The 14,554-nt window shown below is 30.3% G+C and carries 20 protein-coding genes; 19 read left to right on the forward strand and 1 reads right to left on the reverse strand.

The features are described from left to right. The 5 genes from JML65_RS23390 to JML65_RS23410 form a co-directional block, all read left to right on the forward strand. On the forward strand, positions 1–338 hold a 338-nt coding region (locus tag JML65_RS23390), incomplete at its 5' end, for a hypothetical protein (protein ID WP_202272503.1). A 180-nt stretch (positions 339–518) separates the two neighbouring features. Beyond that, entirely contained in the window at positions 519–1,271 is a 753-nt protein-coding gene (locus JML65_RS23395; protein WP_202272505.1) for a hypothetical protein, read from the forward strand. After that, complete coding sequence (locus JML65_RS23400) at positions 1,243–1,818, forward strand: hypothetical protein (RefSeq protein ID WP_202272507.1); 576 nt, start codon at positions 1,243–1,245, stop codon at positions 1,816–1,818. Before JML65_RS23395 ends, JML65_RS23400 begins: the two co-directional genes overlap by 29 nt. A gap of 168 nt (positions 1,819–1,986) precedes the next feature. After that, on the forward strand, positions 1,987–2,391 hold the full coding sequence (locus JML65_RS23405) for an RHS repeat-associated core domain-containing protein (protein ID WP_317194109.1): 405 nt from the start codon (positions 1,987–1,989) through the stop codon (positions 2,389–2,391). A 33-nt stretch (positions 2,392–2,424) separates the two neighbouring features. After that, positions 2,425–2,937, forward strand: coding sequence for a hypothetical protein (locus JML65_RS23410; protein ID WP_202272509.1), 513 nt, complete (start codon positions 2,425–2,427; stop codon positions 2,935–2,937). Between the two features lie 329 nt (positions 2,938–3,266). On the opposite strand, the gene JML65_RS23945 is transcribed toward JML65_RS23410, so the two are convergent. Then, complete coding sequence (locus JML65_RS23945; RefSeq protein WP_237390977.1) at positions 3,267–3,455, reverse strand: hypothetical protein; 189 nt, start codon at positions 3,453–3,455, stop codon at positions 3,267–3,269. Positions 3,456–3,798: 343 nt separating this feature from the next. On the opposite strand from JML65_RS23945, the gene JML65_RS24070 reads away from it, so the two are divergent. From JML65_RS24070 to JML65_RS23485, 14 genes are all read left to right on the forward strand, one after another. After that, the gene (locus tag JML65_RS24070; protein ID WP_317194110.1) at positions 3,799–4,773 is read left to right on the forward strand and encodes an RHS repeat-associated core domain-containing protein; all 975 of its coding nucleotides are present in this window, start codon (positions 3,799–3,801) and stop codon (positions 4,771–4,773) included. After that, entirely contained in the window at positions 4,754–5,158 is a 405-nt protein-coding gene (locus JML65_RS23425; RefSeq protein WP_202272511.1) for a hypothetical protein, read from the forward strand. Before JML65_RS24070 ends, JML65_RS23425 begins: the two co-directional genes overlap by 20 nt. A gap of 354 nt (positions 5,159–5,512) precedes the next feature. Then, positions 5,513–6,388, forward strand: a complete 876-nt coding sequence (locus JML65_RS24075; RefSeq protein ID WP_317194111.1) for an RHS repeat-associated core domain-containing protein — start codon at positions 5,513–5,515, stop codon at positions 6,386–6,388. Between the two features lie 3 nt (positions 6,389–6,391). Then, positions 6,392–6,871 (forward strand): SMI1/KNR4 family protein, encoded by a 480-nt coding sequence (locus JML65_RS23435; RefSeq protein ID WP_202272513.1) that lies wholly within the window; start codon positions 6,392–6,394, stop codon positions 6,869–6,871. A 380-nt stretch (positions 6,872–7,251) separates the two neighbouring features. Further along, positions 7,252–8,073: an RHS repeat-associated core domain-containing protein gene (locus tag JML65_RS23440; RefSeq protein WP_202272535.1), complete on the forward strand. Its 822-nt coding sequence runs from the start codon at positions 7,252–7,254 to the stop codon at positions 8,071–8,073. Between the two features lie 428 nt (positions 8,074–8,501). Beyond that, entirely contained in the window at positions 8,502–9,185 is a 684-nt protein-coding gene (locus JML65_RS23445; RefSeq protein ID WP_202272515.1) for a hypothetical protein, read from the forward strand. Positions 9,186–9,191: 6 nt separating this feature from the next. After that, positions 9,192–9,731 carry a hypothetical protein gene (locus tag JML65_RS23450; RefSeq protein WP_202272517.1) on the forward strand — a complete coding sequence of 180 codons (540 nt, stop codon included), beginning with the start codon at positions 9,192–9,194 and terminating at the stop codon, positions 9,729–9,731. Positions 9,732–9,810: 79 nt separating this feature from the next. Continuing rightward, the gene (locus tag JML65_RS23455) at positions 9,811–10,023 is read left to right on the forward strand and encodes a hypothetical protein (RefSeq protein ID WP_202272519.1); all 213 of its coding nucleotides are present in this window, start codon (positions 9,811–9,813) and stop codon (positions 10,021–10,023) included. Positions 10,024–10,210: 187 nt separating this feature from the next. Beyond that, positions 10,211–10,735, forward strand: coding sequence for a hypothetical protein (locus JML65_RS23460; protein WP_202272521.1), 525 nt, complete (start codon positions 10,211–10,213; stop codon positions 10,733–10,735). Between the two features lie 194 nt (positions 10,736–10,929). Further along, positions 10,930–11,367 (forward strand): hypothetical protein, encoded by a 438-nt coding sequence (locus JML65_RS23465; RefSeq protein WP_202272523.1) that lies wholly within the window; start codon positions 10,930–10,932, stop codon positions 11,365–11,367. Next, a complete protein-coding gene (locus JML65_RS23470; RefSeq protein WP_202272525.1) occupies positions 11,364–11,795 on the forward strand; it encodes a hypothetical protein in 432 nt (143 codons plus the stop codon). The genes JML65_RS23465 and JML65_RS23470 overlap by 4 nt, the downstream gene beginning before the upstream one ends. Before the next feature lie 203 nt (positions 11,796–11,998). Further along, on the forward strand, positions 11,999–12,475 hold the full coding sequence (locus tag JML65_RS23475) for a hypothetical protein (RefSeq protein WP_202272527.1): 477 nt from the start codon (positions 11,999–12,001) through the stop codon (positions 12,473–12,475). Between the two features lie 597 nt (positions 12,476–13,072). Then, positions 13,073–13,708, forward strand: coding sequence for a hypothetical protein (locus JML65_RS23480; protein ID WP_202272529.1), 636 nt, complete (start codon positions 13,073–13,075; stop codon positions 13,706–13,708). A 284-nt stretch (positions 13,709–13,992) separates the two neighbouring features. Continuing rightward, complete coding sequence (locus JML65_RS23485) at positions 13,993–14,466, forward strand: hypothetical protein (protein ID WP_202272531.1); 474 nt, start codon at positions 13,993–13,995, stop codon at positions 14,464–14,466. The last annotated feature ends 88 nt before the right edge of the window (positions 14,467–14,554 follow it).

Here is a 14,554-nt window from a genome sequence, read left to right on the forward strand (position 1 = left end):
TTCATATACTGGATAATTGTTATGATTGCCCAGGAGTAATAAATAACAAAATGCTTGTTGTTTCTTATAATGATTATAAAATTGTTATTGCTACAAATTTAACTAATCAAGAAGAGTTTATATTTAAAAATTTTAAAAATATATCTAAACAAAATTTATTTTCAGTACCTCCTTACCAAGAGAATATAACATATAATAATCCCCGAACTTGGAGATTTGAATATGATGCAGTAGGTAAGTTAATATTTTTTTGTAATTCAGTTTTACCTGAGTTAGAAGAAACAAAAAAAGCATTACATATTGATAATAGTGTAATTGACTGTGATCCTAGGAAATAATTATAAGTATAAGTTTTACTGCCACATGAAAGAATTCTTTCATATGGCAGTATTTTAACAAGTAGCTGTATTTACCAACATAGGCATCACTTAGGAAATGTAAGACTAAGTTTTGGAAGAAACAGCACAGGAGCTCTTGAAATTACAGATTCTAATGATTATTATCCGCTGGCGGAGAAGATGAGAAGATGGTCACCGTACAACTATGCATTTAATAATCCTTTGAGGTATATTGACCCGGATGGAAGACAAGGTACAGACATCTATAAATTAGATAAATCTGGAAATCTCACTTGGATGGCAGAATCTAAAACAGATGTTATTTATGCTGAAAAGAATTTTGATAAAAACGGAAATCTTAAAGCAGACAATGATGGAGGTGTTGAAGTTGGTGAAAAAGGATATGTTAAAAATAACTCTCAGGAAAAAACATTAAGTTCACCGATTACAGATAATGAAGGTAATAGTAGTGACAAACTATCTACATTGAGTTTCCATAATAATGAATCAAAAGCATCAGAAGTTGCAGAGTATTTTTACAATAATACGACTGTAGAAACAGCAAATTCTACTTATAAATCGTCTACTTCGGGTAATAATTTTTCTGTAATATCAACTTATCATTTACCCAGTACCTCTCCGCTCGATCCTAAAGGAACGGGATATATGTCTAATTTTTCAGTAGGAGGCGATAACTTTTTTCAAAGTAGCTTAACAGCACAGGATCATAACCATCCTCCTGATTATCAGATATCACCTAGTGGATTTAATTATGGAGCAAAAGGTTTTAAAGTAAATACCTTTGATTGTGATATTGGTAAAAATTGTGATATTAATGTAGCAAGAGCTCATGATAATATCAAGCTTAGAGTATACTCAACTGTTTTAAAAAAATATATTAAATATGATGGATCCAGCGCAAAAATTGAATAGAATAATATTTTTATGTATTATATCGTTTGCAACTTTAAGTTGCTCAGCACAAAAAATAAATGTTAATAATATTGTTGATACTTATATTGATTATTATTCTCAAAAAAATAAAATTTTTACTCCTGGTAAAACATATCTGCAATTAGGTATTAATAATGAACAGGAGAATCCCAAAGAAAAAAATATCCATATAAATAATAATTGTTTCGACTGTATGGGAAAAATCGATGAAAAAAATTCGATAATTGAATACAAAGGCTATAAAGTCGTTATCTATGCAGATGATGATGAAAATAAAAATATTTTGTTATTAAATTTTAAAAATACAGAAAGAACAAGCAGTTTCTTTCTAAATAATATTAATAATAATGTAATAAATGACGTTGGAAGTTGGACATTCAATTATAATGAAAATGCAAAAGTATCTTTTTTCTGCAATAGTAATCCTATGAAAAATATGAAAGAGGATATGAAAGAAATTAAACAAAAGTTAGGTATACAGAATGTTAAAGATTGTGTATCAGCTCTATTAAATGATAATAAATGAAATATACTCTCTGCTGACGTGAACGCTTGGTCTTATGAATAAACTAAAAACCATTGCACATGCAATAGTTTTATAATTTTCAATCTAAACTATTATATTTACCAGTACAAGGATCATCTAGGAAATGTAAGACTAAGTTTCGGAAGAAACAGCACAGGCGCTCTTGAAATTACAGATTCTAATGATTATTACCCTTTTGGAATGAGTCATTTAAATACTGGAGCATCTTTCTTTGGACCGAGTACATATAAAAATTATAAGTACAACGGCAAGGAGTTGCAAGAGACTGGAATGTATGATTATGGAGCGAGAATGTATATGGCAGATATTGGAAGATGGGGTGTGGTGGATCCTTTAGCAGAAAAATCAAGAAGATGGTCACCGTATAGCTATGCCTTTAATAACCCAATTCGTTTTATCGATCCTGACGGGAGACAAAATGAAGATATTATCAAAGTCAATGCTCAAGGATATGTAACACAAATTGAAGTGCAAGACCCAAGCATTCCTCATACTGTTGTTGATGAAAATGGTAACCAGTTAAACGTTAATGATTCAAAATTTGATCAATAGCAATTAGATGCTATTGCCTCATATGGAAGGACAATGAATGATTACGAACTAGAAGATGCTGGAATAAGGTTATTCTCTCCATATTCAGCTCAACAGATGGCTGATAGTTTCAATCAAGTAGGAATAGGAGATATAAAAGATACTGCCCAATATCTTCAAGCATTTGGTGAACAATCATATATTATGACTCCTTGGATGATGTATATGGGCTCATTAGGTCATGGGCAATTTGATTTTGCAGGAGATATGGGAGCAGTCGTGCAAGAAGGAGGTAATTATCCTCCATCGCAAGGTGGTGGTGCAACTCCTCCGGATGGAACGGGTGGCTTCATAAGATTTGAAGGAACAAATACATTATATAATGTATATGATGCAGGTAACTTCATGACAGGGAAGGCTTTCCAAATGATTGGAGCTCCTTTAGATGTTTTGAAAAATGGAGCAAATACAAGTAGCGTTTTAACAGGGAAAGGGAAAGATTCACAAGCGGATCAGCGTGCAATTACTAATGGATATAATTATAACAAAGTTGGATGGAAAAAATAAGAATACTTAAAATAGCCTATATTCCACTGGGAATATTTATTATTAACTTTTTCATTTATCTTTTAATAGATGTTTTTGGAGAGATTTATACATATAGTGGAACAGCTAAAAAAATATATTTATTTTTTTGCTTTCCGACGAATTTAATAGGTTTAATTATATCAGCTTATCTTTTTATAAAGGTTCTTATCTTTAAAAAAAATTTTTGGAATATTATTTTGTGTATACCCCTAATAATATTTGTACTCTATTTTTATTTTTTTCCATTAATTCAAAATACTAAATAGTATCAATACAACAAAGCCACTCATTCGAGTGGCTTTGTTATTTTACATAATGCTTTGAATAGTTTGTTTTAAGAACGCATCCAGGAGAGCGAAGACATGCTGTCTGTCGTTCTCTTTTAGTTTTTGGATATCGAGAATTTTAGCGACAATATTTTTATCCAATAGAATATCCGTAGAACCTACAAGATAATCCAGAGATACTTCCGTGGCTTCTGCCAGTTGCGTTGCCATCTCAATAGATAGTTTTACTTCTTCGCGTTCATACAACACCGTGAACACCCACAAGTTTGCCTACTTCGTCCTGCGACATTTTTTTATCTTTTCTTACTTCTGTAAGACGTTTACCAAAAGTTATAGACTTCATAAATGTATTAAAAACAACAGTTAATAAAGGATTTAAACAAATATGTAGTCAAAAACTTTTTTTTAATATTTTCATTATGTCAGATATACCTACGCTGCCGCATGAATCCCTTCGTGCGGCATTTTTTTATTAACAATTAGTTATATTTACCAGTACAAAGATCATCTTGGAAATACCAGGGTAAGTTTTGCAAAAAACAGCGCAGATGTTCTGGAAGTAACCGATACCAACAACTATTATCCATTTGGGTTAAATCATATCAGGGTAGGTGGACTTAATACTTCTAGTATTGGAGGGTATTATAGTTACAAGTACAACGGGAAGGAGCTCCAGGAAACGGGCATGTATGATTATGGTGCTAGAATGTATATGGCAGATATTGGAAGATGGGGTGTGGTGGATCCGTTGGCGGAGAAGATGACGAGATTTAGTACTTACAACTATGCATTTAATAATCCAGTAATGTATATTGATCCCGACGGAAGAGAACCAGACCTTCCTGGAGGACCTAAGCCTAGAGTTTTAGCCGTATTCTATCATGGAGGACCTACTGGAGACGGAAAAATAAGAAGTAATACTAAAGATGCTGGAGGAGCTGGTACTAGATATAATGCTACAGCTTCTTATGCTAGGTCATTGGGAATGGATTTTAAAGGAGCTATGATATCACCAGCATTAACACAAGGAGCAGGAGTTGAAACAGGAAAAGAATTTTTAGAAAAAAATTACCAACAGGGAGATATAGTTCTTGTATATGGCTATAGCTATGGTGGAGACAATGCAGTAAATCTGGCCGAAGAAGTTCCTAATGTACCTATTGATACTATGATAATTGTAGATAGCTCAGACGGACCATTAAGAGGCTCAACCGTAAATACATCTATTTCAGATAATGTGAACTCAGCATATGTTTTTTATCAAGAAAATAATTCTGGTGCATCTAGCTCATCAAGAGCTTCAGGTTCTTCTTCGGGCTCATCTAGTAATAGTAGTAATAAAAGTGATGGTGGAAGTAGTAATTCTCCAGGCTCAAGAGGTTATCGGCACACCTCTGAAGGGAAAGCAAAAGTCACAAATATAAAGCTTAGTGGAAAAAATTTAACGCATGGAAATATCCAGACAAAAGCGGGAACTAATATTCAAACAGCAATAAATAAAAGATTAAATGAAGCAAATAATAAGTAGATTATTAATAGCAATTCTCGTTATACTGGCTTTAGCAAGTGTATACATTTTCATTTATTATTATAACAACCAAGATGTAAATGATATAAAGGTTGAAGGCTACGTTTTAGACTCTAGTAATTCTCAGCCTTTGAAAGATGTTAAGGTGACAGTAATAAACGATAGATACGAAAACGATAACGGACATAAAAATTATGATGAATATTTAGGTCAAGATAAAATAGAACTAAAGACTGATACTAAAGGTTATTATTCTATTGTCTTAAAAAAGAGTGCTTATGTCTATATATATACAAAAAAAGATGGTTATAAACCTCTTGAGGAAAAAGGAAAACAAGCGCAAAAATTACTTACTTTTAAAACTTATATGAATAGAAGTAAGTAAACCAATCTGGACAAAGTCAGGAGACTTTGTGCTGATAAAAAATAAACCCTAGCTGCGCAAAGTTTATAACCTAGCTACGCAAAGTCTCCTAGCAGCGCAAAGTTTATAACTTTGAGCTGCTATAACAAAACCTCATAAAAGTGAGGTTTTTACACTTTAAAATGATTGATTTGCAGTCTAAACAGAACTCTAATCTAGAAATGTTTTTGAGGTTATTATTGGGGTTATAAAATATTTATATTTACCAGTACATAGACCAGCTGGGAAATGTAAGGGTTTTTTTATGGAAGTAACAGGACAGGAGCTCTTGAAATTACAGACACCAACAACTATTATCCATTTGGGTTAAACCATATCAGGTTAGGCGGACTTAGTGATTCTAGTTTTGGAGGGTATTATAGCTATAAGTACAATGGGAAGGAACTTCAGGAAACGGGGATGTATGACTATGGTGCAAGGATGTATATGGCGGATTTGGGTAGATGGGGAGTGATAGACCCTTTGAGTGAACAGTACAGACGATGGTCACCATACAATTATGCAATAGATGATCCTATAAACCATATTGATCCTGATGGAATGGAAGTTATCGAGACCGCTTCAGGAACAACTTATACTGGAGCAGATGCGCAATCTGCATTTCTTGCATTACGAAATCAATTAGGCGGTGGGGAAGATGATCCTAAAAAGAAAAATGATCGAAAAGCGGGATCTAGTAAAGGAATGTCTGAGGAAGATTCCTTAAAAGAAATAGTTACTATTGATGGGAAAAAATATCATAAAAACACAGGGAATTTAGGAGCCGAGATTGGAAATACTATTAATTCATTTTTTGGTGGTGACGATGATTATTTTGTAGAACATAAAGAGTATGATCCAGTATTAGATAAGGAACTTAAAACTGGAGCAGAAGTAGGCTCTTATTTTATTGGAGGTGTAGGAGGAAAAGCAGGAGTAAGAATTTTCAGTGAGAAAATGTTCATAAATAATCTAAAAAAATTAGGTTTTAAAGAATTACAAGTTACAGTAAAAGGCTATTCTACTGAAATGAATGCTTTCTTCAAATCTGGAGGCAAAGAAATTGTAAGTAAAAAAGCTCTACAAGCTTATAAGGAATTGGCTACAAGAATTGTTAATGGGACTGGAGGTGCTCCCGCAGGTAAAGCTACTGAAACAGCTCTTAAAATTCAAAATCAAAGACTAGAAATGATTAATAAAGCTTTAAAATAAACTATGGAGGATAAAGAACAAAACCAATCAACTTTACTAAAAAAACATTTTGTAAATGAAGGTGTAAATAATTTTACAACCGTTGATGATTTAAAAATACATCAATTTCAAAATAATAATGCAGTATTAATACCTTCGGATCTTAAACAATATTTTATACTAATAAATGGCAGTAATGATATTCCATTAGATAATCTATATGAATTTTATAGTATTGATAGGGTAAATAGAATATTTAATGAATTTAAAGACTGGGACGGAGTGCCAGACTATAGTAAGTTAGATTTTCAAAAATTTGAAAAGGTTTTTATTTTTGGAAACTATGAATTTAATTTTTACTCTTTTGGAATAGAGTTATTTAATACATCGTCTTCTACAAACCGGATTTTTATTTTTTGTGGAGAGGAGTATAAAGTTATTGCCAATAGTTTTAATGATTTTATAGATATATACCTTAATAATCCTGAAGAAATATTTATATAAACCCCGCTGCGCAAAGTCTGTGACTCCAGTTGGATGTTGTGCTGAATTTAATGCGGGGAATAATTTATTATTGAACAATCCTTCAGCTACTCCATCACAAATTAATTTTACTGACGCAATAAGACCCGCTGGTGCGATCGCCTAGCTACGCAAAGTCTCCAGACTTTGAGCAGATAAAGCAAAACCATTGCAATTGCAATGGTTTTGCTTTAGTAGTTATTATATTTACCAGTACAAGGATCACCTTGACAGATGAGTAAAAGAGAAGCTTTTACGAAGACTGCGAACGTAGTTCAGCTCGGGTAAGTTTTGCAAAAAACAGCGCAGATGTTCTCGAAGTAACCGATACCAACAACTATTATCCTTTTGGGTTAAACCATATCAGGGTAGGTGGACTTAATACTTCTAGTACTGGAGGGTATTATAGTTACAAGTACCAAGAACAGGAACTCCAGGAAACAGGTTTTTATAGCTTTAAATGGCGACAATATATGCCGGATGTGGGAAGGTTTTTTAATATAGATCCTCTTTCTGAAAAATATGCTTATCAGTCACATTATAATTTCTCTGAGAATAGGGTTGTTGATGCAAGAGAACTGGAAGGTTTAGAGGCTGTTAGTTTTAAGAAAAATGATGGATACGAAAATTTGGTTGTTGTAGCACAGGGATGGTCGGGAGATACTAAAAAAGGATATACACAGGCTCAAAATCGTGGAGATGGCTCTGTTGATAAAAATGGTTTGGGAGCATTAAACCAATTGAATAGTAAAAATACACGAGTAGTAATTTTTGACTCGTCACGAAATGAAAATACAAAGAATGACATAAATACAACTATTTCAAGTTTTAATAAAAATCATCCTGATGGAGTCGTAGCCGCTGTTGGACACAGTTTAGGAGGTGATAATCTTGTAGAAAAAGTTAATGAAAATAAAGATTTAAAAGTAGATTTAATGGTTACATTAGATATAATGGATGTTTATTCAGATACAAAAATACCATCTAATGTATCAAACGCTGCGAATTATTATCAGACAAAAGATATGTACGGGGGTGAAAAAATAGAAAGAACAAGTGATAATAAAATTACTAAAATAGTAAACGCCCTTGCTCCTAAATCAGATCATAAAAGTATAGATAATGATTTACATAAAAAAGTTACAGAAGTCGTAAAAAGAGAATTAATACCTGAAAAAAAATGAAACGAATCCCACAAATAATTTTTATTATCTCTACTCTGTTTATAGTAGATTTTCTATTTTTTCCTTATTTTGATGTTTTAGAATTAATTCCTTTGGTAATAATCTTGCTGACAATTAATTTTTATTTGATTTATAGATACAATAATAATAAAGTTATAAGTTATATTCTGAATGGATTACTACTTATTCTTCTAATAATTTGTTTTGCATTTGGAGCAATATTAAGGCAGGATTGGAACTTTATAGGATAAAAACAATGAAGTTGCTGCCTTTTTTAGGACAAAAAATTATATTTCTTATCCTCTCAAAGTCAATAAGATGTTATAAATAAAAAGACTTCGCAAAATGTGAGGTCTTTTGTTATAAAGCAGCAATATTTTTATTAAAAAAATCTTTAAATTTTTGTTTAGTAACCGCTGGCGGAAAAAATGAGAAGACATAGTCCTTATAATTATGCATTTAATAATCCCATTATGTTTATTGATCCTGATGGTAGAGAGCCGAAGGATATTATATTTATACATGTAAATTCTGATGGAAGCCAAACCCACTTACAATACAAAAATGGTAATTTTTATTATTTAAATGGAGATCGTTCTGGTCAAAAATATGATGGAAGAAGTCAGTCTGTAAGTTCAAAATTGTTTAGATTAGCAAGATCTTATCGAGAAGTAGAACATTCAAACAATGCTATTTTAAAAGATAGATTACATACACTTGAGGAGAGTGAAAATAAACATTATATCTTTGATCCTCAAACTTCAGATCAAAGTACTGGGGTAAAAGGAACTTCGGATGGAGGTTCACAAACAATATACAACTACACTGATAAAGAGCAAAATGATAGATTTAAAAAAATGGAAGGAGTTCCAAACAATGATTTATCTATGGTTGTTCACGAAATGCAACACCAATATGATAAAGATATAAATAATAAATCAGACGCTAAAAATGATAATGACGCAAATAATCCTTCTGAACAGCGAGCTGTTAAAACAGAAAATGAAGCAAGGAAATTAGAAGGTGTTCCTTTGAGAACAACGTATGGAGGTATTCCTGTGAATCCAAATCCTCAAAATTACACCAAACCAAAAGACGACAAGAAAAAATAAAAATATATGAAATATTCATTTAAAATAATAATATCACTTGTTCTAATAATTTTTTGTTTTTCTTGTAATAATGAAACAAAAAATAAGGCTTTCATCGAAAAGTTGGCAACTATAGAAAACAACTCATTGTCACCATATTTTAGTTTTCACTTATATTTTAAGACTGATAATGATAAAATATTTGAAAGCAATGTAGACGGTTTATATGAAATATATAAAAATAGCCATTCTAAAAATGATAAAGATTTCAAAGCCTACTTAGAAAGATTATTTGATCAAAAAGAAGTAATAAAAATGAAAGACTTAAAAAAGTTTGAAAACGGAAATAAATTTTTCAATATATACCACATTGAGCAAAATATTGATTCAATGACTATTGAAGAAATTGAAAAGAAGTATTTAGAATTAGAAAAAGATTCATTCACATTTATTCCAAAAAAATTAAATTCTAATGAAGTAGCAACTGTTCTTTACAAAATGTTTAAAGATGGATATGTTGTTATAAATTCAAGTGATTTGGTCGGTTACTATAGTATTGCAAAGTAGTGAAAATAATTTCAAATAAATAGTTTTACCAAGCGTCACGCTTGTGTCCAAATAAAGTAAAAGTAATGCCGCTGTAAAATTGCAGTGGCTTTTATTTCAATTTGAAAATAATTATATTTACCAGTACAAGGATGATCTTGGAAATACCCGGGTAAGTTTTGCAAAAAACAGCGCAGGTGCTCTTGAAATAACCGATACCAATAATTACTACTCTAGCTGCGCAAAGTCTTTCGCTCTGCGAAGTTTAGAACCGGCACCTAGCTACGCAAAGTCTCCAGACTTTGAGCAGTAGTTATTATATTTACCAGTACAAGGATCACCTTGACAGATGAGTAAAAGAGAAGTTTTTATGAAAACTGCGAAGGCAGTTCAGTCAGGGTAAGTTTTGTCAAAAACCGTTATATGAAGTCTAATTCTCCAATAGATAAATTAAGTAAATAATTCTCCAAAGTACTTAGAGGAGAAAATGAAAAAAAAATATGATAAGAAAACTAATTAATATAATAGTGTTGTTATTTTGCAATTTATTAGTTAATGCTCAAGATTTAAAGCTTTTTAACCCAATTCTTATTAGTAATCTAACTTATGAAATTGTCAATAATGAAAAAGTTAATAGGGTTGTTTTAGATTATTACAATCCTAAAGTGGATCAAATGGATATAAATTATCTAAAATATAGTTCAGATAATAACACATTATATTTGTACAATACAGAAAAGAATGAATTTAAAACATTTTTAGTTTTCGATCAAGAGGGAAAGACAATATCTTTTGGAAACTTTTTAGGGATTTTTAGATATTTTAATTTAAAACAGAAATCAGCAAATTGTTTTCTAGCTACTTCTACTGCCGGAAATTATCCAAGTCATATTGAGAAAATTAACTCTATAGATATATTAGAGAAAAATAAAAGGTTTTTAATTATTAAAATTAATTATTCTGACATTTATGATTTTAAAGGCTACGGAGTTTTGGTTTTACAAGATTACAAATATGAAAAATAAATTAATATTCTTTTTAGTCATATTTCAATTTATTTTTTTTACAAATTCCCTAGCTGATACCTTATGAATAAAATAAAAACCATTGCAATTGCAATGGTTTTTACTTTCTTAACTTAAGAAAACTACTATATTTACCACTATCAGGATCACTTGGGAAATGTAAGCAAAAGTTTCGCTAGAAGCATCCTACAAATTTGGCTTCAAAAGGAGCGAAAAATTCTTCTTTATTTAAAGGGGTAATAGGTGTTGTTGAATTGTATAGTGTTGTTAATAAGGGAATTGAAGGAGTGGGAGGAATGGTTGCAACGGACAAAAATGTAAAAGCAATTAATTACATGGATAAATTAACTGGAGAGTTTAATGTAGTCAATAAAGCAAATTTAAAACTAGATACTAAAACTAAAACAGAAATTACCAACTATGTATTTGATGGTTCTTTACCTAAAGATATTAATACAAGGAATAATTCGGTAGTTAATTTAAGATCAAAAACTAATATTGTCAATACCGCAAACTCTATTATGAGAAAAAATGGTATTATAGTTCAAAACAGTCCAGAAGTTAAAAAAAGGACAGAGCTAAACGAAGCAGCAAGACAACAACAGAAAAAATTACAAAAGGTAGGACGATGAGAATATGGATATTAATAATATTGTTTAGTGTTATATCAACATCTTGCAATAGCAAGGCTTCGGCTGAAAGGAAAATAAAAAAAACAGTAACCAGTTTTTTAGATGCTGTTGAACAAAAAGATGGAAGTAAATACCAATCATTAATTTATGAAAGTGAATCTTATCCTGGAGTTATATCAATGGAAAAAAGTTTCTTTTATAAAAATTACAAAAAAATCAACTCTAATATAGATTTAAAAGAAAGTATAAAAATAAAAGATACCATTTTCAATAGAGCTAAAAGAAAATATGTTCAATACCATATTAAGAATAATAATCCAGATTATTTTCAAAAACCATTAATCATTACTTTTATATTTTATGATCAGATAGGATATGATAAGATTTATAACCATAGTATTTTTGATAATATGTTAGACTGGGAATAAAATCCTCAGCTCGTACCAGAAATTAAATTCGATTTATTCTATAGAATATAATAAAGCTGATAAAGATAAAAACCATTACAATTGCAATGATTCCTTAGTAATAGTTATGGTCCAGCTCCATATTATGGTGAGGAACCATATTCTGGAAGAAGAATTTTGGAAGGTATAAAAGCAGGTGAAAATGCTAACAAAAAATAAACATTATGAAAAGTAACATTTATATAACATTATTATTTTTATTAAGTATAATATCTTGTAATAATAAGTTAGGTAGCCAGCAATTAAATCAAAGTGAAATAGCTTCTAGTAAAGGAGAACATATATATATATCGACAATTAACCTAGGTATTACTGGGGATAAACAGTTTACATTAATAACAAATAAAAAAATAGTCAATGTAAAAGATTTTGATAAAACTAATAGTTTAGAAGGTCTGGATCCTTTTATATATAGTTTTTCTAATGACACATTAAATTTATATTTTAGAAATTCTGTAAGGTATAAAGTTCCATTTAATACTGAATCAATAAAAATAAATTATTTTGAATTGAATAATGCTGATTACATAGAATTGTATAAAAAAACTTTTGAGAACAAGCTGTATCACGCTGTTCCCAATCATGGTATTTCAGGTGGTTATCCTAATATGCCTAAACCTCCTAAAGAAAAGTCCAATTAAAGGTGACCAAAAAATAGCATAATGAGGAATCTTTTTTTAATAAGTATGCTACTATTTTGCAGCATTTGCTTAGGACAAAGTAATATTAAATTTTATTATTAAGACAAAACCAAAGCAACAGAAACGGATAGTATTGGCTATAAATATTACATAGAAAATACACATAAAGAATTTCAAAAAAAAGAAGATGAAGTTTTATTATTCTTTAATAATGCTGCCTTTATTGATGAATTAATTATGATCAATTAAAAGTTATAACTTTGATCAATATTACTGCAGATCTAGGTAAATAAGAGTCCTTAAAAAGAAAAAGATAGAAATTACATCTAAGAAAAAAGGGAATATGGAGTTTAATTTAAAAAAGGGATTGATTATATAATTATTAACGTAGATTATTGATAATAAGTGGAGTGTTATATTTTCAGAATATTTTCGAATAATGGAATGTATATAAATTTAGGATATGTTAGCGCTCCCGTTGGTGCTAGCTTCTAGGTAGTGTTCTATAAATAAAGTAAAAACCACTGCTGTTTAGCTGCAGTGGTTTTTATTATCTTAACCTGAAAAATATTATAGTATACCAACCCTATTTCTCTAATGAAAAATACAATCAATCTAATTTATAGAAATACTATTTTAGGGTCTATAGAAATGGCTCTTGTACAACATATGATAAAAATGGAACCTATGAAAATTAAGTTAACATTAGTACTGGCTTTTATATTTCAATTTAGTTTTTCACAAACTCCATGTATACAAGAAAAATATAATTTCAATAATTTTATTGATGCCTTTATCTATATAAATAATGATGAAAATTTTAAACCAGATTTATCTTTAATTCATGTTTTAAGTCTTTACTACAAAGACAAGGGATATATGATTACTATTACAAGAGATAATATTAAATCTACAATGATCAATCCTAAATCTAAATACTTAGAATTTTTTAAATATAAAAATTTCGATCTATTATTACAGGGCAAAACTGCCAAAGATCTCGATTTTTTAATAAAAATCATTTCAAACAAAAGAGTGTCAAGTAAATCGAAGATTGAATTTGTAAAACCTCATAACAGTATTTCGTATGATCCTTATCAATGGTTTCTTCTCTTTGATAGGGAAATGAACCTGATAAATTACTCTTTACCAGAACAGGAAAATAAAATAAAAGAAATTTTTGAGAAATTTGGCATTCCAACAAGTAAAATTGGGGAAAAGGACTGTGAATAAATTTAGAAGAATTTCCTACTAGGTAAGTACTTTACTCGTGTTTAAGCAGGTTGCTTCTCAAAGCAACCTGTTTTTATATAGTAACTTATTTTTCACGTTAAAAGGCCACATTGACCATGTGAAAAATAAGTATATTTACAACTATATAAATCATTTAGGAAGTGTACGTTTAAGTTACATGGGTAACGGATCCGGAGTAGAGATCATTGAAAAAAGTAATTATTATCCTTTTGAGCTTAAGCATGAAGTGTATAATAAGCGGTCTTACACCAAATGACGCAACAATGGAAAATGTACAGGAAACGCCGGGAAGTATGGATAGCCAAAATTTCACCACTATAAAAAGAGGTTTGGAAATGACCAACAAAATGATCAAGAATTATGATAAGCTCAATACTGCTGCAGGAGGAGTGCAAGAGTTGGTTGGTTTAATGGATTCAGTTTCTAGTATTCCTGATGCTATAAAAAGTAATGGGAATTATGTAAATGCAACAAATGACGTTAAAGCAGTCGATTTTCAAGCTATACAAATGGGAAAAGCAATTAAATACGTTGACGGAAGCAATATAGACATGACATCGCAAACAAGAAATGATGTGGTAAATTATGTTTTTGATGGAACTTTGCCTAATCCTGCAGCGGGATTAATACCAAATTCTTTGATTATATCCAATGGAACACAGATTATGAAAACCAATAACATTCCTGTTCAGCCTCTTAATGAACAATTAAAAGCTAACAAAAAAGTTTTACCATAATGAAGTTAACAACACTATATTTAGTTTTATTCTTGTTCTGTATAAGTTGTGTGTCGGAAGATCAGAAAGATAAAGAACAGATAAAAGA

It is taken from the genome of Chryseobacterium sp. KMC2 (assembly GCF_016756935.1).
GTDB classification, from domain to species: domain Bacteria; phylum Bacteroidota; class Bacteroidia; order Flavobacteriales; family Weeksellaceae; genus Chryseobacterium; species Chryseobacterium rhizosphaerae.